Genomic DNA, 24,940 nt, shown 5'->3' on the forward strand with positions numbered 1-24,940 from the left:
GACAGTTTTATTCGGAGAGGTAGCATGCAAGACGTCGTCGCCGCCGACCGTACCGCCATCGGTGTCTTCCAGGACAGCCTGGCCGACTTCAGTGCCGTCGAATTAGGCAGCGCCGTAATCCGCACCCTGCTAGACAAAACAGGCTTGGCTACAACCTACGTAGATGAAGTGATTCTCTGCCAGGTGCTTATCGAGGGCTGCGGACAGAATCCGGCACGCCGGGCGGCAATCACTGCCGGGCTGCCTTATGTCGTGCCCGCCCATGAGCAAGCTGTGCGGGTCGGGTCTGAGACAGTCGCCATGGCGGCCCAGACGATCCGCTGCCGCGATGGGAATCATGGGTGTTGGCCGGTCCCAGCCAGCCGCAAATACCTGGAAAAGGCCGGCTGGGCACTGGCCGATCTCGACCTGATAGAAGCCAACGAAACCTTCGCCGCGCAGGCTCTGTCAGTTGGCGGGGAGCAGGGTTGGGACATCGACAAAGTCAATGGTGGTGCCATCGCTCTTGACCACCCGATCGACCCTTCCGGCTGCCAGGTACTGGTTCCCCTCCTGTACGAAATGATCCGCCGCGATGCCAGGAAGGGCCTTGTCACGCTGTGCATCGGCGGAGGCCAGGGGCTTGCCTTGACGCTGCATCGAGATTAATCGTGAAACAAACCATATCGACTGCCGAGTCCGACTGCCCAGCCGCCGAATCGATGCTATATCGGCACGAGGAATACACAAAGCCGCAATTGGTCAAACAGCCTTGCGCTCACGAAAGACTTCGTCGGGTGGCACTCCAGCTGTTCGTCGAGCAAGGCTTCCAGAGCGTCAGCCTGCGCCAGCTCGCCAATGCTCTCGGCATGCAGGCCGGATCGCTATACAACCACATGGACAGCAAGCAGGCATTGCTGTTCGAGCTAATCGAAGAGCATGAGTCAGATCTGCTGGACACACTCCGGGCAGAAGATCCGAGTAATGCCAGCGGCTTGCAGCGCCTACGGCAATATATCCATTCACATGTGCACTTCAGTCTTGCTAATCACGGCAGGCAGGTATTATCTCGCCTAGAACTCCGCCAGCTCACCAACGAGCAAAAGAACGCGATAATGGTAATTCGACTGGCTCAGATTGAGCATATGCGGGGAATCATCAAGCAAATATCGAGCAAGTATGTTAGGGATGAGGGAAAACTGACGTTGGTCGTTCGTAGTGTAATGGCTATCCTTGACGATTATCCGGAATGGCGCCTACCAAGCCGCCGGCTCGACGCGTTGGTCGAATTTCTGACACAACTTGCAGTAGTGGGTATTACATATCAGAAATTTCAAAAATGAGTACTGCCGGCGCATGGTGAACCTAGCCCCCAAGACGGATGTACCACGTGCAGTCTACATAGGAGGCTAAGCAAAGAAAATTGGCCGATTCAGCTTCATCCTGGCAAACCACCTCGCTTGAAAGAAGCCCACGAATTCGCATTCACATCTGCATCGTAAGCACACAGCCTATTTCTCTAATGATCAGTCAGATAGAAACATCTGAAGAAAGCGGAAAAATTCGGAGAACTCTTCCTCACTGAACCTCGATAGCCGAGAATTCAGCAAAGGGACTATGAACTCAGTCCCCCTGTCAGCTATTCGCTCCCCCTCCGGAGTCAGGCGCAGGACGATCACTCGACGGTCCTCGGTACTCCGGATGCGACGAATGAGTCCTTTGCTCTCAAGCCGGTCAAGCATGCGTGAGACCGAACCAGTGTCGATACAGAAGAGTTTGGATAGCGCCACCGAGGTAATCGCCTCACCTCGGCGTAGAGTTAACAGCACGCCCATTTGCTGCCCAGTAACCCCCAGTTCCTTCAGGGCAGCATCCGCCTCACACGAGACAATGTTCCGCGCCTTGACCAACATGAAACCTATATTCTGGCCAGGCACGAAGTTTTTATTTGAATAATGCACCATCAGTTTGCCACCCTATCTAACAAATCCATCTGATCGAAAAGACTGGAAGCTGTCATTTCTCGCTATGGGTCATTGCTGGCAGACAGCATTAGGAGCCCCAAAATCATGAACGAAATACAAAATACTGTTCAAGTGTATCGTAATAAACAATCGATGACATCATGCGTAACGCTGCCCATATAGGTATCTTCTGGACTCTCGCCGGCCGCTTCGAAACCTTCTGCTCGCTGGTAGCGATGTGCCAGCCAAGGGTCCTCCCCCCCCGATCAGCGCATGGCAGGTGGTAGGAAACACCATGGCCAACGGGCACGCACAGATACTACTGCACCCCGAACAGCTTCACTCGAGCCACAGAGCGATGCTCCCGAAAAGCACGGATGACAGCTGCGGGAGTGATGGTTGGCGGTGACTTTGGTGGGGCTAAATGCACGGCGAGGGCTAAGCTCGAAGCAACTGTCTGCAGCAGTTGCCACCTCAGGCGATTTGACGACTCCTAACAGGGTGCCAGCAATGGACTGCCCCCGACATAGGAGCAAGTGTTCACATCTTTTTTCAGCGGAGCTGCTCACCTCTTCTTAGCTGGCATACTGGCATAACGATCAGCCTACTCTGACCACCACCATACATATGCTTGAAACCATTGAGGCTGGCTTCGCGGTTTGACTGTGTTTGGTGGCGCGACTCAAGGGGATCAGCGAAAACCAGGTTGCCATGCCAATACAAAAGAGTAACAAGCAAGTCATTAGGATGCAGCGGAAGATGAAGTACAGCTCCGGAGTCAATACTGCGACAGGAGTGGTCGTTTCTATACTGCCTCCTCAACTTCCTGTCGCAGCCCCTCACGCTGCAAAAGCGTAGCGAGCCAGCGGATCAGCTTTGTAACCAGGACTCAACGACATCGTTGCCATACTCCGCTTTCCAGGCTTTCAATACCTTGTGGTTACCACCTTTGGTTTCTACCATCTCACTAGTATGCGGATTCCTATACACCTTGACAGCACGCGCACGTCGCGTCGATTGAGATATGCGAGCGCCACGCACACCGGCTTCACGTACCGTCTCCGGATCGAGAATCGAAACTATATCTCGTAGCGATTTTCCATAGGCCGCCATCAGTTCCTTGATTTTCGTTTCGAACTCGATTTCTGCCTTGAGCGCGGCATCGTTTTTCAGTGACTCCAAGTGTGCCAGCTGTTCAGCCAGCGCCTTCTCTGCGGCTCGGAACTCGACAAGCTTTGACATTTAACTATCCCTACCCAAGGGATTAACTCAGCGTTCAGACTATACCGTAGAAGTAATCTACGCACCAAAGGTAGATCATCGCCAAGTATTTCTCTTCTCTGTCCAGTGCGCTGCCAACCAACGTCTCTACAAAAAGACACGCCACAACAAGCGCCAACTTCACAAGCAGTACGACCGCACAGCCACACCAGCATATGGGATGACCTCTACGGTAGTCGAATCGAGTATTGGTGCTACGATTCGTAGCAGTGATGCAAAAGTTACCCTCACAGTTAGCTCTCTTCGGAAACAAACACAACGAATGTCTAATCCCTAGCAGGGTAGCGGAGGCTTGCATTCCTCCGCAAAACACAGGAGTGTATTCAGTAGAGATACAGTCATAGCAAGGAGATCCTGTGGGGAGCAAGATACCTCGAGCACTCATCCAAGGGTTGGGCGGCATCACTGCGCTACAGTATGAAGCGCTCAGCACAAGCCCCCAACCCTACTGCGACTCCCATGTGTGCAATGCAGAAATAAGCTTTGTCAAACGACACCTTCGAAAATGCGCTGACCAGACGATAGAGGTTCTCCCTTGCTATCGCCTGAAGAAGAGCTCAGAGCATCACCAGAACTGTAAATACAACTTGAAAGGTGCGCTTTCGGTTGTTGCAAGAGAATCTGATTCCGACTTATTTGGCGCGATCGAAAACGCACGCTACGAATTGCGTCTCCACATTCTGCAAAATGCATATTGGGAGTCTACAAAGGCGGCTTTCGAACGAAAAGCTAGACCACCGCGCCCAGACACCCCAGAGAAGAGCTACTCCAGTCATGGGAAGCTCAGCACCTATTTAAAAACACTCAAACAGATACTTGAGCTTCGCAATCTTTGCGCAAACAATGAAGAACTAAAGGAACTCATCACCCTAGATCACAAAGGAATGAAAGTCCCGTGGTCAAGATTTTTCTTTGACCATGAGAATCTCCATACTTTTCTCAAGTACTACCCCAAAGACCAATACACCATTCCCCTAGCTATTAACGGCCACATTGACAGAATCGAGCAGCCTTCGACCCAACGGAAATATCATACACTCAAGCTCGTCCCCCCATTTGTCAGCCCAAACGCCCAGAACGTCATCAAGAAACCTCAACCCCAGATCGTTGTCACCACTCCCGATCTCGCCACACATTTCAACCCAGGGGAGGAGTACATCTTTTTCGGTATCTGGAAACCATCCATTTCATACAAGAAAACAGAAAAATATCATTGGGAAAACCAACGAATAGAAATGTACATCAAGAACAGCGAGCACTTTATACGCTGCGAAGAGAACTAAAAACAGCGAGAACAGACAACTATGGCCCAATATAAATATTCGCAAATCTTGCAGCAGAACAATCATCCCGCCTTTGATGAAACACACGCGCCCGGCGCAACGGCAACCAATCCGGGAATTTACCGATGCACCGCCTGCGGAGATGAAATCGCAATTGCCAAGGGGCACACACTGCCGCCACAAAACCATCACCAACACGCACCAGGGGCCGGTAAGATTCAATGGCAGTTGGTCGTCTTCGCCCAACAGCGGTCATAACCTCACCTCGGGAAAGACTAAGCGCACTCTCCTCGCCACATGCAAGTATGGCGCGCTCCCATGCCCGAGTCATCGAACAACGAGACGGTTGCAGCCTTCAAGACGGCGCAACCGCTTCCTCCAGGAGATTCAACAGACCACGCCCCCAAGACTGGTAGACGTTAATCAGCGCCTGTAGAACTAACGCTCACTATTCGGTTCGGCCCCAGCAGTCCCATGGCCCCATAGAGTAGCCAAGTTGCCATGCGCTCCAGATAATCAAGGGCCTCATCTTGGACAAACTCCCGGTAACAGCATCGTCTTGCCGGTGGCAGCCGGCCATGATTCGCGAGGCATAGCAGCACCATGTCATGCAGTAGATAGCCACGAACGTCATAACGGCGATCCACTGCCCTGAGGAGTGTTCGATAACACGCCACATAGACATAGGCAGAGGGGCCAAGGGAAGCCTTGCGACTCATCCTTGAGCCCCTGCTAGCCAAGACTCGATGAACTGGAGTACGTGGTCGGTCTTGCCCGCACTGACCAACTCTTCTGCCGTTCGATAATCGAAGGCCGGCAGCGGCTCGTTACGGAAACAGAAAATCACGCGGTCGAGCGAGGAACCACTCTCCGCTAACATCAGTACCACCCGCAGCGCATCCCGGATAAACGCCTGCACTGGCGCCGACTCCGGCGTATGCGAGAGCTCCCTGCACGTCACGCCCGCCCGAGCCGCCAAGGTTTCCGGGTGCATGGCGAACACCTGAAGGTAGCGCTCCAGCGAAACGCTTACTCCATCCGCAGCGCGCAGGTACTCCATCAGCGCTGGTACCGACATCCTCGGTAAATCCACGGCGTCCATAACACCCCTCGTTGTCCGCCCCTTTGAATGCAGCATGCGCGCAAATGGCCAACCTGAGTAGTACGACTCCTCGCGCAATGCTTGTCGGCAGTCCTCTTGCCGCAAGGAAATCTTCACGGCCGCCGCCCGCCTGAAAGTTTTCCTCACTCCCCGCAGAAAATCTTCACTTCGGGGGTTCTGGTCGATTTTTTCTTCAGCCACCTTCCCCCTGGCGCGTCACGACCGGGAGGGCTGGCGCAGCAATTCGCCGAAGGGCATCTCCGGCTCGATATAGCGCAAGGCCGAACGCCCATCACGCCAGCCGACATACTCCATCAGGGCCTTCTGACTCCAGCGATTGTCGCTGGCCCAGGTCGCAAAACCACGACGCAGCGAGTGGCTGCTATAACGCTCAGCCGCCAAACCACTGTGCAGCAGCGCCTGGCGCAAGATGCGAGACACGCTGTTCGGGTGCAGCGCCTCCTCGGCCAGATGCCCCCAGCGATCCAGCGCCCGAAACACCGGCCCCTGCTGCAGGCCAGAAACGGCCAGCCAGGTCTCATAGGCCTGCACCGGGCACAAACGCTGCAAGGCCGGTACGCTGAAGTGTTGCCCGCGGTTCTCGCGATCCCCCTTGCTGCGCGGGACGAAGACCACGAGCTTTCGCGACGGCTGCACGTGGATGTGTTCCACCTGCAGTCGGCACAGCTCGTCGCTGCGAAAGGCCCGCCAGAAGCCCAATAGGATCAGCGCGCGATCACGGTGAGCGCGCAGTCGTTCAGCGGCATCCTCCGACTGCTCGCACTGCTCCAACCATTCCACACATTGGTTCAACGCCTGCAGTTGCAACGGTTCTGCCTGCCGCTCCACCTGCGGATGTTCGGCTCGGATACCACGAAACACCTCGCGCACCCGCAACGATTTGGTGGGATCGACAAAGCCATTGCGCGTATGCCATTTCGCCAACGCCGCCAAACGCCCGCGCAGCGTGCTGCTCGACAACTCACCGGCGTAGTCCGCCAGGTAGGCCGCAACAGACTCGGCAGTCGCCGGCAGGAAACCACCCCAGACCACCTCGAAATGCTCCAGGGCCTGGCGATAGCGGCGCAGCGTACTGTCACGCGTGCCGGCCTGGATATAGTGCGTCACCCGGTCAGTCGCCATGAGCCACCTCCCGCGTACCGAATAACCGCCTATAACGGTGCTTTTCACGCCTCACGTTAGAGAAATCCCAATTCTCTAACGTCAGTTCGTCAGCTGTTGATGCCAAAATTCGGCGGCAGTACACCTGTAATTCCATACTCCATGACACGCTACGAAATTGTCGGAGGTCGCCATGGCCAATGCCGGAGTCAACAAAGCCTTGGTCAAACAGGCTCGCGATGCGCTGCTTGCGCGAGGCTTGCGCCCTACCATCGACAACGTCCGTATCGAGCTAGGTAACACCGGATCCAAAAGCACCATTCAACGCTATCTGAAGGAACTCATTAATCAGCCTAGACCTGATCCAACGCCCTCGTTGATTCGGGAGCTCGAGTATCTCTTGCTACCCGTGGCGGAACGTCTGCAGGCCGCGGCCGAGGACGCGATCATCACGCAACGCGAAGCCCTGGCGAGAGAGAAGGAGGAGTTTCGCCATCAACGACAACTTCAGGTCGAGCGGATCCAGCAGTTGCAGGAGCAAGTCAGCCAGCTGAAGCAACTGGCGCAAGAGCAACGTGAGCGTGAACACCTGTTGCTGAATCAACAGCAACACGGGGAAGTCGAGATTCGCCGCCTACTGCAAGCCGACACCAATGCTCAACTGTTGCTGGAGGAGCGTGCGGCACAGCTGCGATCGCTAGAAGAGAAGCTTCGACATGCGCGCGACTCCCTCGAACATTATCGGCAACACCAACAGGAGCTAAGAACCCAAGAACTGAGCCGCCATGAAGCGCAACTCCAACAGTTAAAGAAGGAGCTTCGCATCGTGCGAGACCAGTTGATGAGCCAGCAAAACGATGTCGTCGCCCTCAATCGCGCCAATGAACGACTCATCGCCGAAGCTCAAATGCTGACTCAGCGGGAGTTTGAGAAGGAGCGGGAACTGCGCGAACTGCACGCGCAAATCGAACAGAGCCAAGCGGCATGGAACACCGAACAGGCACATCTGCAACGCGCGCGGTTGGATGCAGAGGAAGAAGCATCATCGCTGAAAAAGCGCCTCCGTCCGCACCTAACAGCGCTACGCGTGCAACAACACCAGTTGCGTGACCAGCGCCGTCAAATCGAACAGTTGCAGACGGTACTGCAACACACGCTTCCTGAACGAATTGCTCAGGCCAGTACCCTCGCCAGACAAGAGACCCGGTAAGAGTGACGCCTTGGTGTGCACCCTACGCGACAAACTGCAGTTGAGTTCGCCGCTGGTAGTCTAGTGCCCGTCTCGCACTTTGCAGCAACGCAGTGGAACAGGGCCTTCTACTCCCCTGCGTACTGTCAATCAGCAGCACCTTGAGTTCGCAAGCCCAATGACGATCCATTAGCTTCCAGAGTAGTTCATAGCCTCGATCATCCGCGTCTTTTGCCCACTGCATTTCACGCATCAGGCAAAACAAATAATTCCTGAATTTGATGGATTGATGAAGTGCTTCGGCGGTTTCTGGCCAATTATTTATGACGATATCCTGACGCTTAGCGAGCAGAGAACTCAGCACTTCATACAGTTCCGTCGAAACGAAGCAAAGTGGTTCGCGCAAACAAGCTATCTCAAAGTAATTCGAAAAATTCTTCTGCAACCATAGACTGTGCAGCTGCCACTTCAAAGAGAATGAGAAAAGCATCGCCAATAGCAATCCAAAGCGCTGCCAGCTCGGCACGCCGCAAAGGCGTTCCATGTCTGGATTGGAGAAGCCGGCAATATCATGACCGTTCAGTTTAAAGTGTTCCACAAGGCTATCGGTAGGTTGTTGAGTGGCCAGCACCCTTAGAACATCCCAGAGTGGATTATTATAGACCTCGGACAACATCGGAAACTCCGCGCACAAGCGAATACGCACTTCATCTCGGATTTTTCCGCCCCGAAAACAGACCCGCCAGTCTTGATAAGGATTGTCCATCAGTCCGTTCAGTACTTGACGATCAGCCCACATATTCCCTGCGGTCATTAGGGCATAGGGTTTATGCGCACAACCAAACACCTGAGGCAACGAGTGCCCCATGAAGAGCGAACGCAAACGCGTGACATGCCGCGTTGGCTGCCTGCCTAGCTCCATCGACCCATACCGTACCAAGCAGAACACCCCCTCACCATACGCCTAGCAAATGCTAAAGCAACACCCCTATCTAAGCCCCGGTTTAGACGCATTTAGCCTCAAGAAAAAATTCGAAATTCCGTATTACACCGGGCCGTAAAGAGGAGGACTCTCGACCTTGAGTGTCGACACATGGCGAGGATGCGAATTGCTCTCGTCGCGTACTGAGTACGGCACCTGGTTAGGCCCATCCAGCCCAGGGGACTCATCATGGCTGCAGCTAATGAAACAGCACGAAACGTGACTCGCTGTCACTATGGAAAAAATGTTGTTTTTTTCCCGTCCCGTAAGAATAACTGTCAAGTAATCTGCGAAAGCGTGCTGGAAGCAGATTACTGCCTCCTACTTGAGTTCGATAAGCAAGTCTTGGACTATCGGAGCCAACCTGAAACCTTGACGCTTCTCGATGACGGCGAAACTTTTATCTACACACCGGACTTCTGCGTAAACAGTAGTGAAGAGCTATTTTATGTAGAGGTAAAACCAGATCGAAATCGATTACCCTCAAAATATCTTCGAAAATTAACGGCTGCAAAAAAATTACTCAACGAGCGCGGTAGCGAACTTCAACTTTTAGACACCAGTGATATCCGCCCACACCATCTATTGAGAAATCTAAAACTGCTGTACTCACGCTCGTTCAATACCCGCCCCGAAGAATACGCCTACCTCATTAGCCAAATACCTCTTTTGCCGAGACATCTGACACTCGACGCCTTGCTACGAGAACTACCAGCCATCAGCTGTTCGGCCAAATACTTGGCCATTTTCAACGAGGTCTTCGGCGTTGATCTGGACCGTTTATTAACAACAAGCACGACGCTGGAGGTATTATCATGAGCCATTCAAGCCCCCCAATGGTCGGTGCCCAGTACGATCTGGAACACGACACCTATGTCGTCACCTGCGTCTTGGATGACCAGATCTCTCTGTGCTCACTTACTGGATTCCAGCGACGCTACCTCTCACGCGCGGAGTTTGCCGTGTTGGAACATCAGGGCAGCATCACTAAAAAGGTGGCCGCCCCTGGCGAGCTCAGCGACGCTTCTCGGTTGCTCCGCTCGGCAGCCGACCGGCAGAAATATGACTATCGCCGTGCCTATGTAGAAGCCTATCTGGAACAGAAAGAACTTACGGGCTGCACGAGAAGCCGTCTGCGCAAACTGATTGACGTGACCGCCGCCTCTCTCGGCGATCAGCGCAAACCCTCCCCCGTCACAGTGTACTGCTGGACCATGCGCTATCTGCGCAACAATCGTAATCCGTTGGCATTGCTACCCAACTATCCCACACATCGGTCACGCGCGATCAAACTAGCCGTAATCGAAATGATGAAACATTACATCAACACGGTCTATTTGACTCGCGAACGCCCGACCATTCAATACACCTACCGTTTGCTGAAAGGACATATTCAGGCGGAAAACGTTAAGCGTGCGAAGGCGGACATGCCGCTACTAAAACCGCCCTCCTATGCCACGTTCTGGCGGCAAGTGGTGAGCACCGACCGCTACCTCGCCGTACGTATGCGCGAAGGAAACAAGGCGGCACAAAGGACCTTTAAACACGGCCGAGCTCTCTATGTGGAGGACGACCTGTACGCCACAGTGCAATTTGATACAAAAACCATGGATGTGGTGGTTGTCGACGAAACCGGCCAACCCTTGGGACGGCCAGTCCTGGTCGCAGGACTCAACCCTAGCACGCGAGAATGCACGGGCTGGCACATGTCGCTTGGCGCCGTCTGCGCAGAACACGTGGTTTTAGCTCTCATTAATGCCATTCAAGGAGACGAGGATGATCCTGACAGCGGGGGAAAGATGCGTAACGCTGATCTGGATAATGGTTCAGAAAACGCCAACGACTGGCTTCAGAACATTGCCAATACCCTGGGCATCTCGCTGCGCTACGTCCCTCCAGGACAACCGGACGCGAAAGCCTTTATTGAGCGCTTCTTCCGAACCGTTGATCAGGGGTTGGTGCATATGCTGCCCGGTACGACCAAGGAGTCGCCCGCCAAGCTGGGTGATTACAAGTCAAAAGAGCATGCCTGCCTCACACTCCAGGAACTTCGCACCGCATTTATCAAGTGGCTGAAGATTTACCATAACAGTTACCACGATGAACTGTACATGTCGCCTCACCAAAAGCGCCTGGAACTCCTTCAGAAATCACCACCGCCAGAACGCTACAGTTCATCCGACCTCAAGCAACTGACACGTAGCATCTGTTATCGCAGACTGTCCAATGGCCGTGTGAGAATGTTCAATCTCTTATGGACCGGGCCTGGAATTGCAGAAACTGCCGCACGCTTGGGAAAAAAACAAACCGCTATCGTCTATTACGACCCATGTGACCTCTCTGAGGTCTGGGTTGCTCATCGCAATTCGCCTAAAGAGATGATTCCGGCATTTGCAACCCGACCAGCATATCAGCATGAATTGACCTTAAGCGAACACCTCAACGTCATGCGAGAGATCAATGAGAGCCGGACAAACTTCAATGAGAGCTTGGCATTGAAAGTGCGCAAGGAACTCTTCGAGGACATCCAAGAGATCAAAAGGAAGGCTGCTCAACGCTCTGCCAAGCAACGAGGCAAAAAGAGTTGTCCCTCCGGGAAAAACAAATCGCTGGAACGCCCTTACGTACACTCTGAGGAGGCCAATTTCCGCCCAATTTCAGTTTCCTTGAGCATCATCGAGACCGAGAAGTTCGAAACATTTAACGTCGAGGATATTCAGCATGAAGAGTCCTGACACAACAGACATTCTTACCAGATTTTCCTCATTTACCGTGGTCCACCCGTATTTCAAGAATGCGATGGACACCATCAATGAGGCAATCGAAATGACCCGTGACCGCCACGAGCCAAGTTCGGTGCTATTGCTCGGCGATGCCGGCACCGGCAAAACGCGAATTTGTCAAATCCTCACCGCCCGGGTCGGTGACTCCCGAGTTACCCGCAGCAAGGACGGCGTCACGATCCTGCGGCCGGTTATCAGCTGTGTAGTCCCACCTCATGCAACGATCAAAGGCCTCGTCGATCGTATTCTTAAGGAGCTGGGCTCACACAAGAACAATCAATCTCTCAGTAACCTGGAGAGTCGATTGTTTACCTTGCTAGCTACTTGCTGCACGAAAATCATCATTTTGGATGAGTGGCAACATCTAATATCACGAGGAGCCGAGCCCACACGCAACGGAGTATGCGACTGGGTTAAGGTATTGATCAATACGTTCAAAGGCACTGTCATTCTCTCCGGCACTCGAAAAAGTGAGGAGATCGTGGATGAAGATGAGCAACTGGCGGGCAGATTTCCGTTCAGGGCTTACCTGTACAACTTCTCGCTGGGCACACCAGAGGAACAGGACGTTTACGCCACACTCGTGGCGGCCTTTGCTCGAGAAATCAGCAATGCCATGCCGTTTGATGAAGTGTTGGTTCTTTGCGACGAAAAACTTCTGTTGGCACTTTTTATTTTCACTGCTGGAAACCTGCGCATCCTCAGGCTATTGCTACACTCCGCCTTGAAACAGGCACTGGAAAGAAACGACCGAAAGTTTATCCGTGAAGACCTGGCTTATGCCGCGACACGAATTCATTATGCGCGACGCCTGACGAAGAAGAACCCCTTTGAACTTTCGCTAGCAGAGCTGCAGGGAATTCTTTTTGGTAAGCGATAATGATGAGAATCCCTTATGTCGCCCTTCCACTGGATGAGGAAAGCTTTGCAAGCACCATCCTGCGAATGGCTCAAAGAAATGGTTATCTCTGCGTGGACCAATTCCTTAAGTCTTTTGGCCTGGGGAATAGTGGGATCCCCGCTAATCAATGGGTAGGATCGAATCTATATAGATTGATATTGGGGCAACCCACACTGAGAAACGAAGATCGAGAACTACTTAAATCTATATTTAACACCAAGTCCATGCGCTATCGCACCGACGTATTCACGATTAACGGGATACGGTTACCGACTCACATGCTGCGCCAAGATCTGGCCATATGTCCAGACTGCCTGAGAGAGGGCTACTTACACCACATGCATGCTTATGAGTTCTGTGATATCTGCCCCAAACACAGCCAATATTACTATCTGACGTGCCCTAGCTGTAACGTCCCTATTAGCTGGCGCAACCTAAAAGGCTGGATTTGCGCCTGCGGCCAAGACTTACGCCAACTCACGACTCAACCCGCCAATAGTTACTCCACGATGCTAGTTGCGCAGGCACTCCAAGAGGCTGACCATATTTATATGAAAAACCTCTGCACAGCGATAAAATGCACACGCTATCTAGAAAGCCCAATACGCAGCCATGACTTGCTAGCCGATTGCCAAAACGTCGCCACCGGTGATAAAGACTACTTCTTCAGCCATATCAGAAAGCAACAATCTCTTTACCCTTGCCTACATCGGCGGGCAATTCTGGCACCATGGCTACTGACAGACAACACCCAATTGCGCACTTATGCCATCGAGTACTTTTTTGCCGCATCGCAGCAGAAACCCTCATCCCGAGCTCACGCCTGTGAGTGTAGCCAACTATTATTCAATCCAGCAGAGCTCAGATTTACCTTCAAGATTGAAAGATCCCAGAAGAGCAAGATCCCAAATCAGAGCAGGCCTACCGGAACCACTATCAAACTATTCCAAGTACAGGATCTCTGCCGCTTACTGATGGAGTGTCCCAAAATCAGTTGGGATGACTTCGATCATCAGCCCTATCCGTGCAACGCCAATAGGCTTATGAATGCAACGGAAGCAGCATACGCATTGACCACGAGTAAGCAGACGATAAAGCGTCTTCACTACTTTGGCTTACTTAAGGGAGAGCGGTTTCAGAGGAAAGTTGGGGTGCTATTCCCTTGCAGTGAGGTCGAAAGGTTCCACCAGACCTATGTACTCAACCGTGAAATCTCCAAGAATCTAGGAATCAAACCCAAGACTGTACAGAAACTATTGACTTCGGCGGGTATCCAGGAGGTACGTAACAGGGCTTTCGGCTCATCACTCGTCGCCTATCGAAAGGACAAAATCTCCGCAGAGCTTCTCTCATTTCTTACCACTCCTAGGCCTCCTACAGCCCCCAGACTCCAGACCTCCTCCTGCTCAGGAATATTATTTAGCGAAGCAGCCAGCAAACTACGATTGGGCGTCAAGGATATCCCGACCCTCATCAAGATGGGCATTTTGGAGACTGCTCCGGCCATTCGGAGCACAGGACTTCCTGGCAGGGATCTATGTACCCGCAAAAGCCTGTATCAGGCCCTACGCTGGAGAAGTCGGCTTCTCACGTTTTTGGAGGTTGAGAAGCTCTCAGGCTGCTCAACAATCATGATCCATGCCCGATTTGTTTCTGCAAGCTTCATTAAAGAAATCAAGCTAACAACTACATCACTGATGAGTTCTCTAGACGCCGAGAAGGTGAAAAATCACTTCAAAACCTACACTACTGAAAAGACGGCGAGAACTGAGTACCGACTAAGTCCAAAAAGAATTCAGCAGCAAATAGCGAAAAATAGAATTCATCCTCTTCCTCCCTCCCACAAGGACTTTCTCAAAGGTCAAAATACAATTTTAAGAGCAGAGCTTGACGCTATCTATAGAGCATCCCCTGAGTATTAATCCACTTCCCTCTTAGTTTCTCCTCTCCGTCACACGCTCTTCCCCTACCAGCACGCAGCGTGCCCCAATGATCCGCCACAACCGTCATTCACCCTCGTGGCCAATTCCGACTCCCTATCAGTCCAGTACTTAGCGCAAAAGAAAGCACATATTCCAGGAATTGGTGAAACGGAGCAAATCCAGCCGGTTGGTAACCTATTGATAATATTCGGCACCTGGGATAAATCCATCTGAAAAGGTACGGTAGTAGCAAAGCAGCAAGTCAAGACCATTAGAAACGCTGATACTCGAAATGGAATTTTGGGGCAGTGATTAGAAAGACAAAAGCCCCGCCTAGTGCGGGGCTTTTTTATTTTGAAGAACAGGTATAACAATGCAGGAAAGCGACAGCCTACTCAGCACATTAAACTTTGCGATAGAACATATAAGTGGAATCAGCGCAGCACTTTCACTAATTCTTGCAGCAAGCTGCCTTGGCTACTTCTCATACAGGGCAAAATCTTTTCTATTTATAAGAGATAGACTCTGGAAATTAATCGGAGGAAAAACTGAGTTCCATACTAAAGCCTTCGAAGCACTGAGAAAAGAATCTCGAGAGCTTGAGCACTTCAGAATGGAATTTCGCGTCCCAGTAGAGACAGTAGAAGACGCAGAGAATTTTGTATCTTGGCAAAGCACTAGCAAAATCCCAACAAACAAAATTGCGTTAGCCCACCGACACTTCGACTGGAGCGACTTTTCCAAACCAAGAATAAAAACCAAAAACATAAAATCCAAAGCAGCCTTCTTCATAGCCCTAGAAATTTTACAAGTAATAATACTTGGATTCTCTCTAGTAACAGCCACATCAAAATACGCGATAGTCAACTTTCCAAACTCACCAGCTTTTTATCTTTCTCACAATGAATTCAAGCTTGGCCTATTCTCAACCCCAATAACGGCTGAAACCTGCACGAACTCTGGAAAAATAAAAGAAATAGCTTTATCGGCCAATTTCCCTCAAAACCAAGCCCTCGCCATCTGCACATCCATCACAACGTCCGAAGACGCAGAAAAAATAAGTAAGGTATTTAGAATACAAAGATCAGGAAACATCATACTATTCTCAATAGCAGTATTTTATTTCACCCTACTATTCTACGAACTGGCGAAGCTTTTCGCGGCTCAAGAAATAAAGAAGAAGATGGAGAAAAGGATATCTATATTAGAATCCGAAATTAATCTTCAAGATATTGAGAAGAAATATCCAGAAAAATCCATACAGAGTTAGAAAACTAGTACTCTACCTGCGTGAATTTAGTTGACCCGATACTTTCGGACCATTAACCTCTTACTCGGCGCCTAAGAAACGCCTAAACCAGAGCGGTCCACCGCACCCGATAGCCTATGCGGCTTTTTTGCGCCTGCGGCCCTGTCGCGTCCGCAAGAAAGAACCCGTGCTGTCGGGAGTGGGCTAATACAAGACCCGCAAGGGGAATACGTCCGGCCCGTCTCTGGTGGGTTTCTTAGCTCCCGACTCCAATCACGCCCTAAGAAGCGACCAGAGGTAATGGATATGCCTATCACCCCCAGCCTTCAGCCCGAAGGCGCTCCGCCGTACCTGCTCTCTTCCCCCTCCACCCCGGAGGTGCGCCATGTCTGAAGAGATCCTGATCCCCACCCTGTTCACCCGCCACAAGCGCCAACTGCGTGCCCTGCTGCTGGAAGACCAATGCTGGTTCAGCACCCGCGACCTCGGCCGGCTGATGGGCGTGCCGATGCTGGAAGAGCGCGTGCAGCGCAACCTGGACGACGACCAGCACCGCCGCGCCTGGCTGCGCGGCGGCAATGGCGACTACGAGGACGAACTGCTGCTCAGCGAATCCGCCGTGTACGCCACGCTGATCCACTACTTCCACCCGGAAAACCGCTGCATCCGCCAATGGATCACCCAAGAGGTGGTCCCGGCCCTGCGCGACAGCTACCGCCACGACACCCGCCAACCCCGCCGCGAAACCCTCCACGGCCCCACCCAGGCCCTGACGGTGCTGCACTGGCAAGGCATGCTCTGGGTGCCCTACCGGCAATGGCCACAGGTGGACACCACACCCAACCGCTAAGCACCGGACCTGTTCGTAGGATGGCGTTGAGCGCAGCGATACCCATCGATGGCGCGGCAGCATGGGTATCGCTTCGCTCCACCCATCCTACGGGGCTGGCGCTTCGGGTTCGGCCATGGTGTTGGCGGCAACGGTGATCACCGCGTACAACCGCGAACGGTTATTCGCCCTACGGGTGGGCCTGGCGTAGGGCGAATAACGCTCCGCGTTATCCGCCGTTTGACCTCGGCCCAATCCCGCTCGCCGCCGAGCACGGAGCCGCCCTCGAAACCGCGCCAGGCTCAACCACGGCGTTGCCGGCAAGGAAGGTGTAGCGGCGGATAACCGCGAACGGTTATTCGCCCTACGGGTGGGCCTGGCGTAGGGCGAATAACGCTCCGCGTTATCCGCCGTTTGACCTCGGCCCAACCCCGCTCGCTGCCGAGCACGGAGCCGCCCTCGAAACCGCGCCAGGCTCAACTACGGCGTTGCCGACAAGGAAGGTGTAGCGGCGGATAACCGCGAACGGTTATTCGCCCTACGGGGCGGTGTGGATGTCCCTTTGGAAATCCGTAGGGCGCATAACGCCCACGGCGTTATCCGCCTGATCGCGGACGGAGTCCGCTCCTACGGGGAAGCTTCGTGCCTCATTGCAGACTGTAGGAGCGGGCCCTGCCCGCGAATCGCGCGCAGGGCGCGCTCCTACAGGTGAATGGTGCGGGTGGCACTCACGTCACGACCGAGCCCCATGCTCAGGACTGTCATCCAGGCTGATGCCTTGCACCCCGATTTCCTTCTCCAGCGCCAGCAGGTATTGGCGCAGGGCCTGGCGGGTGGATTCTTCGCGCAGGCTGTGGCGGACACGGGTGCTGACTTGTTCGTAGGGCAACGGGCGGCTTTCCTGGCGCTGGTCGATGCTGACCAGGTGCCAGCCGTAGCGCGAGGCCAGGGGGCGGTCGTGCAGGCCTATCGGCAGGCGGTGCAGGGCCTGGTCGAGTTCGGCGACGGTTTGCCCGGCGCGCAGCCAGCCCAGGTCGCCGCCTTCTTCTTTCGACGGGCAGGCCGAGTGGCGTTGGGCGAGTTCGGTGAAGCGCTGCGGGTCGCGGTGCAGTTCGCGCAGCAGTTTTTCGCCCAGGTGGTAATGGGCATCGCGGGCGCTGGCGTCGTCCGGGGCGGCGGGCAGGAGGATGTGGCGGACCTTGATCCTGGCCGGCTCGGCGAAGCGTTCGCGGTGGGCTTCGAAGTAGCGCCGGCAGGCGTCCTCGTCGGGCTCGGGGACTTGCAGTTCGCGCTCCAGCAGCGCCGCCACGGCCTGGTCGGCGCCCTCCTCCGCCAGTTCGCCCGCGGGCAGCAGGCCGAGGCTGGCGGCCCTTTGTCCGAGCAGTTCGCGCACCACCAGGGCGCGGGCGGCCTGCAGTTGCGCCTCGGCCAGGGAGGCGGCCGGGTGGAAGGGGGTTTCCCGGGCGATGTCGGCTTCGCTGAGCTGGGCGCTGCCGACGCGGATGACCGCGACGGGTTCGTCCGGCAGGTTCTCGACGGCGATCATTTGGGCCATGGCTTCGCTCCTCAGCCGCGCCGGCGGACGATCTGGTAGTTACGCCCGAAGTAGCCCAGGGGGATGCTCCAGACGTGCACCAGGCGGGTGAAGGGGAACAGCAGGATGATGGTCAGGCCGATGAAGATGTGGATCTTGAAGATCAGCGGCGTGCCGATCAGGAAGCTGGCCGCGTCGCCGCGGAAGAACACGATGGACTGCGCCCAGCCGGCCAGGGCCAGCATCATTTCGCCGTCCAGGTGGTGCAGCGAGAAGAAGATGGTGATCAGCCCCAGGCACGCCTGCAACAGCAGCAGGGCGATGATCAGGTTGTCCATGAAGCTGGACGAGGCGCGCACCCTGGGGTTGAACAGCCGGCGCCAGAGCAGCATGCCGCCGCCGATCACGCAGAGCACCCCGGCCGCGCCGCCGAAGAGGATGGCCATGAGTTGCTTGTGGCCGGCGGAGAGGAACGGCTCGTAGACCCAGTGCGGCGTCAGCAGGCCGACCAGGTGGCCGAAGAAGATCGCCAGGATGCCGATGTGGAACAGGTTGCTGGCCAGGCGCATGTGGCGGCTGGAGAGCAGCTGGCTGGAGCCGGTCTTCCAGGTGTACTGGCCGTAGTCGTAGCGCAGCAGGCTGCCGAGCAGGAACACGGTGCCGGCCAGGTAGGGGTAGTAACCGTAGAGCAGGTGCAGAACGTAGTCTTCTAACATGGTGAGCCTCCGTTCATTGGCCGTCCGCCAGGGGCGACGGGGTGGCGGGCAGGACCTGGACGACCTGGGGCAGCGCCTGGTACTTGCGCTCGGCCAGGCGCCGGCCCTCGGCGGACTGCAGGCTGCAGTCCTGGTCGGTCTCGGCGTTGAAGCGGACGATTTCCTCTTCCCACACCGCGTCCAGGGCCTGCGGGGTGTGGTCCGGCGCCTCCCCCTCGACCGCCGGGCGCTGCTGCTGGATCAGCTCGCTGCGGCCGATCAGCGCCAGCAGCGCGTGGGGCACCAGGGCGTGGTCGGCGCCGCGCTCTTCCAGGCGCGCGGCGAGCAGCGCGAGGATGTGCTGGATGTCGCCCAGCCACTGGCCGATCTCGGCGTGGCTGCGGGTGGAGAGGTATTCGAGGAACAGCGGCAGGTGGTCGGGCAACTCGCGGGCGTCGAGCTGGAAGCCGGCGGCCTCGTACTCGGCCAGCAGGTCGACCATGGCCTGGCCGCGGTCGCGGGACTCGCCGTGGACGTGCTCGAACAGCAGCAGCGAGACCGAGCGGCCGCGGTCGAAGAGTTCGACGTAGGCTTCCTGCAAGTCCAGCAGGTCGCTCTGCGCCAGGCGTTGGCACCACTGGCCCAGGCGCTTGCGCAGGGGCTCGGGCAGACGCGTCTCGTCGTCGAGGATGGCGGCCAGCTCGCCGGCCGCCGCCTGCAGCTCGGCGCAGGGGTAGTCGAGCAGCCGGGCCAGCACGCGCAGGCTCAGCAGGCCCTGGGGCTGGCGCTCATCCATGGCGGCTGTCCTCCACCGGGTCGAAGGTCTGCACCGGCTTGACCAGGGTGGTGGTCTGCTTGCTGCCGCCGAACAGGCTGACCTCGCTGTTGCCGCCGTGGCAGCCGTTGCCGAAGGTGAAGCCGCAACCGCTGCGCTCGGCGTAGGCGTCGGGCAGGGCCTCGCGGTGGCCGGTGGGGATGACGAAGCGGTCCTCGTAGTTGGCGATGGCCAGGTAGCGGTACATCTCTTCCACCTGGCGCTGGCTCAGGCCGACCTGTTGCAGCACTTCGCTGTTGAGGGTGCCGTCCACGTGCTTGGCGCGCATGTACACGCGCATGGCCATCAGCCGCTTGAGGGCCAGCACCACCGGCGCCTCTTCGCCGGCGGTGAGCATGTTGGCCAGGTAGCGCACGGGGATGCGCAGCGATTCGATCTTCGGCAGCACGCCGTCGAATTCCACGTGGCCGGCCTCGGCGGCGGACTGGATGGGCGACAGCGGCGGCACGTACCAGACCATCGGCAGGGTGCGGTATTCCGGGTGCAGCGGCAGCGCCAGCTGCCAGTCGATGGCCAGCTTGTACACCGGCGAGGCCTGGGCCGCGGCGATGACGCTGTCGGGCACGCCATCCTTGCGCGCCTGCTCGATCACTTGCGGGTCGTGGGGGTCGAGGAAGATTTCGCACTGGCGGTGGTAGAGGTCGCGGTCGTCCGCCGAGGCGGCCACTTCCTCGATGCGGTCGGCGTCGTAGAGCAGCACGCCGAGGTAGCGGATGCGCCCCACGCAGGTCTCGGAGCAGACCGTCGGCTGGCCGGTCTCGATGCGCGGGTAGCAGAAGATGCACTTCTCGGATTTGCCGCTCTTCCAGTTGTAGTAGATCTTCTTGTACGGGCAGCCGCTGATGCACATGCGCCAGCCGCGGCACTTGTCCTGGTCGATCAGGACGATGCCGTCTTCCTCGCGCTTGTAGATGGCGCCGCTGGGGCACGAGGCCACGCACGCCGGGTTCAGGCAGTGCTCGCACAGGCGCGGCAGGTACATCATGAAGGTGTTCTCGAACTGCCCGTAGATGTCGGCCTGGACCTGCTCGAAGTTGATGTCCTTGCGCCGCTTGGCGAACTCGGTGCCCAGCAGTTCTTCCCAGTTCGGCCCCCATTCCACCTTGTCCATGCGCAGCCCGCTGATCAGCGAGCGCGGCCGCGCCACCGGCTGGTGCTCGCCCTGGGCGGCGCTGTGCAGGTGCTGGTAGTCGAAGGTGAAGGGTTCGTAGTAGTCGTCGATCTGCGGCAGGTCGGGGTTGGCGAAGATGTTCGCCAGCACCCGCCACTTGCCGCCGATGCGCGGGTTGATGGAGCCGTCGGCGTTGCGCACCCAGCCGCCGTTCCATTTCTTCTGGTTCTCCCATTCCTTGGGGTAGCCGATGCCGGGCTTGGTCTCGACGTTGTTGTACCAGGCGTACTCGATGCCTTCGCGGCTGGTCCAGACGTTCTTGCAGGTGACCGAGCAGGTGTGGCAGCCGATGCACTTGTCGAGGTTGAGGACCATGCCGACCTGGGAACGGATCTTCATTTCACCGCCTCCTGCTGGTAGTCGTTGCCTTCGCCGTCGAGCCAGTCGATGCGCTTCATCTTGCGCACGATGACGAACTCGTCGCGGTTGGAGCCAACGGTGCCGTAGTAGTTGAAGCCGTAGGACAGCTGCGCGTAGCCGCCGATCATGTGGGTCGGCTTGGGGCACACCCGCGTCACCGAGTTGTGGATGCCGCCGCGCGTACCCGTCACTTCCGAGCCGGGGATATTCAGGATGCGTTCCTGGGCGTGGTACATCATCGCCATGCCCGGGCGCACCCGCTGGCTGACCACCGCCCGCGCGGCGATGGCGCCGTTGGCGTTGTAGAGCTCGATCCAGTCGTTGTCGACCACGCCGATGGCGCGCGCGTCGTCCTCGCTGATCCAGACGATGGGCCCGCCGCGCGACAGCGTCTGCATCAGCAGGTTGTCGCTGTAGGTGGAGTGGATGCCCCACTTCTGGTGCGGCGTCAGCCAGTTCAGGGCGATTTCCGGGTTGCCGTTGCTGCGCGGCTCGGCGACGCTGGCGGCGGCCTTGGTGTCGATGGGCGGGCGGTAGACCATCAGGCTCTCGCCGAAGGCGCGCATCCAGGGGTGGTCCTGGTAGAACTGCTGGCGGCCGGTCAACGTGCGCCAGGGGATCAGTTCGTGGACGTTGGTGTAGCAGGCGTTGTAGCTCACGTGCTCGTCCTCCAGGCCCGACCAGGTGGGGCTGGAGATGATCTTGCGCGGCTGCGCCACCAGGTCGCGGAAGCGGATTTTCTCTTCCTGCTTGGGCCGCGCCAGGTGGGTGTGGTCGCGCCCGGTGATCTTCGACAGCGCGGCCCAGGCCTTGACCGCCACCTGGCCGTTGGTTTCCGGGGCCAGGGTGAGGATCATCTCCGCCGCGTCCACCGCCGAGGCCAGCCGTGGCCGCCCTTCGGCGGAGCCGTCGAGCTTGCGGTAGTTGAGCTTGCCGAGCAGGTCGACCTCTTCCTGGGTCTGCCAGGCGATGCCCTTGCCGCCGTTGCCCAGGGTGTCCAGCAACGGGCCCACGGAGCTGAAGCGCTCATAGGTTTCCGGGTAGTTGCGCTTGACCTCGATCAGCGAGGGCATGGTCTTGCCGGGGATGGGCTCGCACTCGCCCTTCTTCCAGTCGCGCACTTCGGGCTGGGCCAGCTCGCCGGGGCTGTCGTGCTGCAGCGGCAGGGTCACCAGGTCCGTCTCCTCGCCCAGGTGGCCGACGCACAGGCGCGAGAAGGCGCGGGCGATGCCGTCGTAGATCTGCCAGTCGCTGCGCGCTTCCCAGGCCGGGTCGGTGGCGGCGGTGAGCGGGTGGATGAAGGGGTGCATGTCCGAGGTGTTGAGGTCGTCCTTCTCGTACCAGGTGGCGGTCGGCAGCACCACGTCGGAGTACAGGCAGGTGGTGGACATGCGGAAGTCGAGGGTCACCAGCAGGTCGAGCTTGCCCTCGATGGGCTCGTCCTTCCAGACCACTTCCTCGGGCTTCTGCTTGCCGGCCTCGCCCAGGTCCTTGCCGAGCACGCCGTTCTTCGTGCCGAGCAAGTACTTGAGCATGTATTCGTGGCCCTTGCCCGAGCTGCCCAGCAGGTTGGAGCGCCAGACGAACAGGTTGCGCGGGTGGTTCTGCGGGTTGTCCGGGTCTTCGCTGGCGAAGCGCAGCTGGCCGCTCTTGAGCTGCTCCACCACGTAGTCGGCGGTGCTCTTGCCGGCGGCCTGGGCCGCGGCGGCCAGGCGCAGCGGGTTGGTGCCCAGTTGCGGCGCCGAGGGCAGCCAGCCCATGCGCTCGGCGCGCACGTTGAAGTCCACCAGGCTGCCGCTGAAGTCCTGCGGCCGGGCCAGGGGCGAGAGCAGTTCCTTCACTTCCAGCTTCTCGTAGCGCCACTGGCTGGAGTGGTTGTAGAAGAACGAGGTGCCGTTCATGTGCCGCGGCGGGCGGTGCCAGTCCAGGGCGAAGGCCAGGGGCGTCCAGCCGGTCTGCGGGCGCAGCTTCTCCTGGCCGACGTAGTGCGACCAGCCGCCGCCGCTCTGGCCGATGCAGCCGCAGAGGATCAGCATGTTGATCAGCCCGCGGTAGTTCATGTCCATGTGGTACCAGTGGTTCATCCCGGCGCCGACGATGATCATGGAGCGGCCGTGGGTCTTGTCGGCGTTCTCGGCGAACTCGCGGGCGATGCGGATCATCTGCGCCGCCGGCACCCCGGTGATGGCCTGCTGCCAGGCCGGGGTGTAGGGCTTGAGCTGGCCGTAGTCGCTGGCGCCGTCGTCCTCGCCGGCGCCGCCCACGGTGGGCTGCAGGCCGCGGTCGATGCCGTAGTTGGCGGCCATCAGGTCGAACACGCTGGCCACCAGCGCCTCGCGGCCGTCGGCCAGTTGCAGGCGCTTGGCCGGCACGTGGTGGTAGAGCACGTCGCGCACCGGCACGTTGGGGAAGTGCTTGCGCTCGATGCCGCCGAAGTACGGGAAGGCCACCCGCGCCACTTCGTCGTGGCGGCCCAGCAGCGACAGCGCCAGGCGCACCTCGCGGCCCTCGGCGTCCACCGGCTCCAGGTTCCAGTGGCCGGACTCGCCCCAGCGGAAGCCGATGGAGCCGCGCGGCACCACCAGGCGCTCGCCCGCCTCGTCCCAGGCCACGGTCTTCCATTCGGGGTTGTTGGCCTGCGCCAGGTTGCCGGCGAAGTCCGCGGCGCGCAGTTGCTTGCCGGGGACCAGGCCGCCTTCGGCGCGCGGCTCCAGCTCCACCAGGATCGGCAGGTCGGTGTAGCGGCGCGCGTAGTCGGTGAAATAGCTCCGCGGGTTCTCCAGGTGGAATTCCTTGAAGATCACATGGCCCATGGCGATGGCCAGGGCCGAGTCGGTGCCCTGCTTGGCGCTCATCCACTCATCGCAGAGCTTGGAGATTTCCGCGTAGTCCGGGGTGATGGCTACGGTCTTGGTGCCCTTGTAGCGCACCTCGGTGAAGAAGTGCGCATCGGGGGTGCGCGTCTGCGGCACGTTGCTGCCCCAGGCGATGAGGTAGCCGGAGTTGTACCAGTCGGCGGACTCGGGCACGTCGGTCTGCTCGCCCCACACTTGTGGGGATGCGGGCGGCAGGTCGCAGTACCAGTCGTAGAAGCTCAGGCACACCCCGCCGATCAGCGACAGGTAGCGGGTGCCCGAGGCGTAGCTGACCATGGACATGGCCGGGATCGGCGAGAAGCCGGCGACGCGGTCCGGGCCGTAGGTCTTGATGGTGTAGACGTTGGCCGCGGCGACCAGCGTCTGCAGCTCGTCCCAGTCGCTACGCACGAAGCCGCCGCGGCCGCGGATGGATTTGTACTGCTTCGCCTTCTGCGGGTCTTCGACGATGCTCGCCCAGGCCTGCACCGGGTCCTTGTGCGCGGCCAGCGCCTCGCGCCACAGCTGGATCAGCGCCTTGCGCACCAGCGGGTATTTCAGCCGGTTGGCGCTGTACAGGTACCAGGAGTAGCTGGCCCCGCGCGGGCAACCGCGCGGCTCGTGGTTGGGCAGGTCCGGGCGGGTGCGCGGGTAGTCGGTCTGCTGGGTTTCCCAGGTGACCAGGCCGTTCTTCACGTAGATCTTCCAGCTGCACGAGCCGGTGCAGTTCACCCCGTGGGTGGAGCGGGCGATCTTGTCGAACTGCCAGCGCTGGCGGTAGCCGTCTTCCCAGGCGCGGCTCTCGTCGCGGGTCTCGCCGTGGCCGCCGGCGAATTCCGGCGGGCGTTTGACCAGGTAGCGCAGGCGGTCGATGAAGTAACTCATTTCTCTCCTCCTCGGCGCG

Annotated in this window: 20 protein-coding genes; 10 read left to right on the forward strand and 10 right to left on the reverse strand. The window is 57.6% G+C overall.

The window, feature by feature from the left end; all coding sequences use genetic code 11:
* Nucleotides 1-24 precede the first annotated feature (24 nt).
* Both IG194_RS03970 and IG194_RS03975 read left to right on the forward strand, forming a co-directional pair.
* Complete coding sequence (locus IG194_RS03970; protein WP_058490479.1) at nucleotides 25-648, forward strand: hypothetical protein; 624 nt, start codon at nucleotides 25-27, stop codon at nucleotides 646-648.
* Between the two features lie 2 nt (nucleotides 649-650).
* Nucleotides 651-1,322, forward strand: a complete 672-nt coding sequence (locus IG194_RS03975; RefSeq protein ID WP_082996347.1) for a TetR/AcrR family transcriptional regulator — start codon at nucleotides 651-653, stop codon at nucleotides 1,320-1,322.
* Nucleotides 1,323-1,505: 183 nt separating this feature from the next.
* Here the strand turns inward: IG194_RS03975 and IG194_RS33270 are convergent, their stop codons facing one another.
* Nucleotides 1,506-1,943, reverse strand: coding sequence for a MarR family winged helix-turn-helix transcriptional regulator (locus tag IG194_RS33270; RefSeq protein ID WP_058490483.1), 438 nt, complete (start codon nucleotides 1,941-1,943; stop codon nucleotides 1,506-1,508).
* A gap of 870 nt (nucleotides 1,944-2,813) precedes the next feature.
* Entirely contained in the window at nucleotides 2,814-3,185 is a 372-nt protein-coding gene (locus IG194_RS03985; protein WP_082816379.1) for a histone-like nucleoid-structuring protein, MvaT/MvaU family, read from the reverse strand.
* A 395-nt stretch (nucleotides 3,186-3,580) separates the two neighbouring features.
* Between IG194_RS03985 and IG194_RS03990 the strand changes: the two genes are divergently transcribed.
* Nucleotides 3,581-4,507, forward strand: a complete 927-nt coding sequence (locus IG194_RS03990) for a hypothetical protein (protein WP_064987638.1) — start codon at nucleotides 3,581-3,583, stop codon at nucleotides 4,505-4,507.
* A gap of 715 nt (nucleotides 4,508-5,222) precedes the next feature.
* Here the strand turns inward: IG194_RS03990 and IG194_RS03995 are convergent.
* Together IG194_RS03995 and IG194_RS04000 are read right to left on the reverse strand one after the other, a co-directional pair.
* On the reverse strand, nucleotides 5,223-5,810 hold the full coding sequence (locus IG194_RS03995) for a hypothetical protein (protein ID WP_141679809.1): 588 nt from the start codon (nucleotides 5,808-5,810) through the stop codon (nucleotides 5,223-5,225).
* Nucleotides 5,811-5,825: 15 nt separating this feature from the next.
* Entirely contained in the window at nucleotides 5,826-6,752 is a 927-nt protein-coding gene (locus tag IG194_RS04000; protein WP_058490489.1) for a site-specific integrase, read from the reverse strand.
* A gap of 172 nt (nucleotides 6,753-6,924) precedes the next feature.
* On the opposite strand from IG194_RS04000, the gene IG194_RS04005 reads away from it, so the two are divergent.
* Nucleotides 6,925-7,941 carry a DNA-binding protein gene (locus tag IG194_RS04005; protein WP_058490491.1) on the forward strand — a complete coding sequence of 339 codons (1,017 nt, stop codon included), beginning with the start codon at nucleotides 6,925-6,927 and terminating at the stop codon, nucleotides 7,939-7,941.
* A gap of 22 nt (nucleotides 7,942-7,963) precedes the next feature.
* Here the strand turns inward: IG194_RS04005 and IG194_RS04010 are convergent, their stop codons facing one another.
* Entirely contained in the window at nucleotides 7,964-8,686 is a 723-nt protein-coding gene (locus IG194_RS04010) for a hypothetical protein (RefSeq protein ID WP_141679808.1), read from the reverse strand.
* A 405-nt stretch (nucleotides 8,687-9,091) separates the two neighbouring features.
* Here IG194_RS04010 and IG194_RS04015 point away from each other — a divergent pair, with 405 nt between their 5' ends.
* The 6 genes from IG194_RS04015 (at nucleotide 9,092) to IG194_RS04040 (ending at nucleotide 16,607) form a co-directional block, all read left to right on the forward strand.
* Nucleotides 9,092-9,721, forward strand: a complete 630-nt coding sequence (locus tag IG194_RS04015; protein WP_082816380.1) for a TnsA endonuclease N-terminal domain-containing protein — start codon at nucleotides 9,092-9,094, stop codon at nucleotides 9,719-9,721.
* Nucleotides 9,718-11,637 carry a DDE-type integrase/transposase/recombinase gene (locus IG194_RS04020; RefSeq protein ID WP_082816381.1) on the forward strand — a complete coding sequence of 640 codons (1,920 nt, stop codon included), beginning with the start codon at nucleotides 9,718-9,720 and terminating at the stop codon, nucleotides 11,635-11,637. The genes IG194_RS04015 and IG194_RS04020 overlap by 4 nt, the downstream gene beginning before the upstream one ends.
* Nucleotides 11,624-12,565 (forward strand): TniB family NTP-binding protein, encoded by a 942-nt coding sequence (locus tag IG194_RS04025; RefSeq protein ID WP_082816382.1) that lies wholly within the window; start codon nucleotides 11,624-11,626, stop codon nucleotides 12,563-12,565. Before IG194_RS04020 ends, IG194_RS04025 begins: the two co-directional genes overlap by 14 nt.
* A gap of 2 nt (nucleotides 12,566-12,567) precedes the next feature.
* Nucleotides 12,568-14,508, forward strand: a complete 1,941-nt coding sequence (locus tag IG194_RS04030) for a TniQ family protein (RefSeq protein WP_225617208.1) — start codon at nucleotides 12,568-12,570, stop codon at nucleotides 14,506-14,508.
* 373 nt (nucleotides 14,509-14,881) lie between these two features.
* Nucleotides 14,882-15,778, forward strand: a complete 897-nt coding sequence (locus IG194_RS04035; RefSeq protein WP_141679807.1) for a DUF6216 family protein — start codon at nucleotides 14,882-14,884, stop codon at nucleotides 15,776-15,778.
* A 364-nt stretch (nucleotides 15,779-16,142) separates the two neighbouring features.
* Nucleotides 16,143-16,607 carry a Bro-N domain-containing protein gene (locus IG194_RS04040; protein ID WP_058490499.1) on the forward strand — a complete coding sequence of 155 codons (465 nt, stop codon included), beginning with the start codon at nucleotides 16,143-16,145 and terminating at the stop codon, nucleotides 16,605-16,607.
* A 712-nt stretch (nucleotides 16,608-17,319) separates the two neighbouring features.
* On the opposite strand, the gene IG194_RS04045 is transcribed toward IG194_RS04040, so the two are convergent.
* Genes IG194_RS04045 through IG194_RS04065 form a run of 5 tightly spaced genes read right to left on the reverse strand, consistent with a single transcriptional unit; the run spans nucleotide 17,320 to nucleotide 24,921 of the window.
* On the reverse strand, nucleotides 17,320-18,141 hold the full coding sequence (locus tag IG194_RS04045) for a peptidylprolyl isomerase (protein WP_058490501.1): 822 nt from the start codon (nucleotides 18,139-18,141) through the stop codon (nucleotides 17,320-17,322).
* A gap of 11 nt (nucleotides 18,142-18,152) precedes the next feature.
* The gene (gene narI, locus IG194_RS04050) at nucleotides 18,153-18,836 is read right to left on the reverse strand and encodes a respiratory nitrate reductase subunit gamma (protein WP_043270724.1); all 684 of its coding nucleotides are present in this window, start codon (nucleotides 18,834-18,836) and stop codon (nucleotides 18,153-18,155) included.
* Nucleotides 18,837-18,849: 13 nt separating this feature from the next.
* Nucleotides 18,850-19,611 (reverse strand): nitrate reductase molybdenum cofactor assembly chaperone, encoded by a 762-nt coding sequence (gene narJ, locus IG194_RS04055; protein ID WP_043300132.1) that lies wholly within the window; start codon nucleotides 19,609-19,611, stop codon nucleotides 18,850-18,852.
* On the reverse strand, nucleotides 19,604-21,160 hold the full coding sequence (gene narH, locus IG194_RS04060) for a nitrate reductase subunit beta (RefSeq protein ID WP_009621752.1): 1,557 nt from the start codon (nucleotides 21,158-21,160) through the stop codon (nucleotides 19,604-19,606). The genes narJ and narH overlap by 8 nt, the downstream gene beginning before the upstream one ends.
* Nucleotides 21,157-24,921, reverse strand: a complete 3,765-nt coding sequence (locus IG194_RS04065; protein ID WP_058490503.1) for a nitrate reductase subunit alpha — start codon at nucleotides 24,919-24,921, stop codon at nucleotides 21,157-21,159. Before IG194_RS04065 ends, narH begins: the two co-directional genes overlap by 4 nt.
* Nucleotides 24,922-24,940 lie beyond the last annotated feature (19 nt).

The organism is Pseudomonas sp. ADPe (assembly GCF_014843515.1).
In the GTDB taxonomy this organism is placed as follows: Bacteria; Pseudomonadota; Gammaproteobacteria; order Pseudomonadales; family Pseudomonadaceae; genus Pseudomonas; species Pseudomonas citronellolis.

Coding starts and splice junctions, on each gene's coding strand:
- IG194_RS03970 (WP_058490479.1), top strand. CDS start 25: ATGCAAGACGTCGTCGCCGCCGACCGTACCGCCATCGGTGTCTTCCAG.
- IG194_RS33270 (WP_058490483.1), bottom strand. CDS start 1,943: ATGGTGCATTATTCAAATAAAAACTTCGTGCCTGGCCAGAATATAGGT.
- IG194_RS03985 (WP_082816379.1), bottom strand. CDS start 3,185: ATGTCAAAGCTTGTCGAGTTCCGAGCCGCAGAGAAGGCGCTGGCTGAA.
- IG194_RS04000 (WP_058490489.1), bottom strand. CDS start 6,752: ATGGCGACTGACCGGGTGACGCACTATATCCAGGCCGGCACGCGTGAC.
- IG194_RS04005 (WP_058490491.1), top strand. CDS start 6,925: ATGGCCAATGCCGGAGTCAACAAAGCCTTGGTCAAACAGGCTCGCGAT.
- IG194_RS04010 (WP_141679808.1), bottom strand. CDS start 8,686: ATGGACAATCCTTATCAAGACTGGCGGGTCTGTTTTCGGGGCGGAAAA.
- IG194_RS04015 (WP_082816380.1), top strand. CDS start 9,092: ATGGCTGCAGCTAATGAAACAGCACGAAACGTGACTCGCTGTCACTAT.
- IG194_RS04020 (WP_082816381.1), top strand. CDS start 9,718: ATGAGCCATTCAAGCCCCCCAATGGTCGGTGCCCAGTACGATCTGGAA.
- IG194_RS04025 (WP_082816382.1), top strand. CDS start 11,624: ATGAAGAGTCCTGACACAACAGACATTCTTACCAGATTTTCCTCATTT.
- IG194_RS04030 (WP_225617208.1), top strand. CDS start 12,568: ATGAGAATCCCTTATGTCGCCCTTCCACTGGATGAGGAAAGCTTTGCA.
- IG194_RS04035 (WP_141679807.1), top strand. CDS start 14,882: ATGCAGGAAAGCGACAGCCTACTCAGCACATTAAACTTTGCGATAGAA.
- IG194_RS04040 (WP_058490499.1), top strand. CDS start 16,143: ATGTCTGAAGAGATCCTGATCCCCACCCTGTTCACCCGCCACAAGCGC.
- IG194_RS04045 (WP_058490501.1), bottom strand. CDS start 18,141: ATGGCCCAAATGATCGCCGTCGAGAACCTGCCGGACGAACCCGTCGCG.
- narI (WP_043270724.1), bottom strand. CDS start 18,836: ATGTTAGAAGACTACGTTCTGCACCTGCTCTACGGTTACTACCCCTAC.
- narJ (WP_043300132.1), bottom strand. CDS start 19,611: ATGGATGAGCGCCAGCCCCAGGGCCTGCTGAGCCTGCGCGTGCTGGCC.
- narH (WP_009621752.1), bottom strand. CDS start 21,160: ATGAAGATCCGTTCCCAGGTCGGCATGGTCCTCAACCTCGACAAGTGC.
- IG194_RS04065 (WP_058490503.1), bottom strand. CDS start 24,921: ATGAGTTACTTCATCGACCGCCTGCGCTACCTGGTCAAACGCCCGCCG.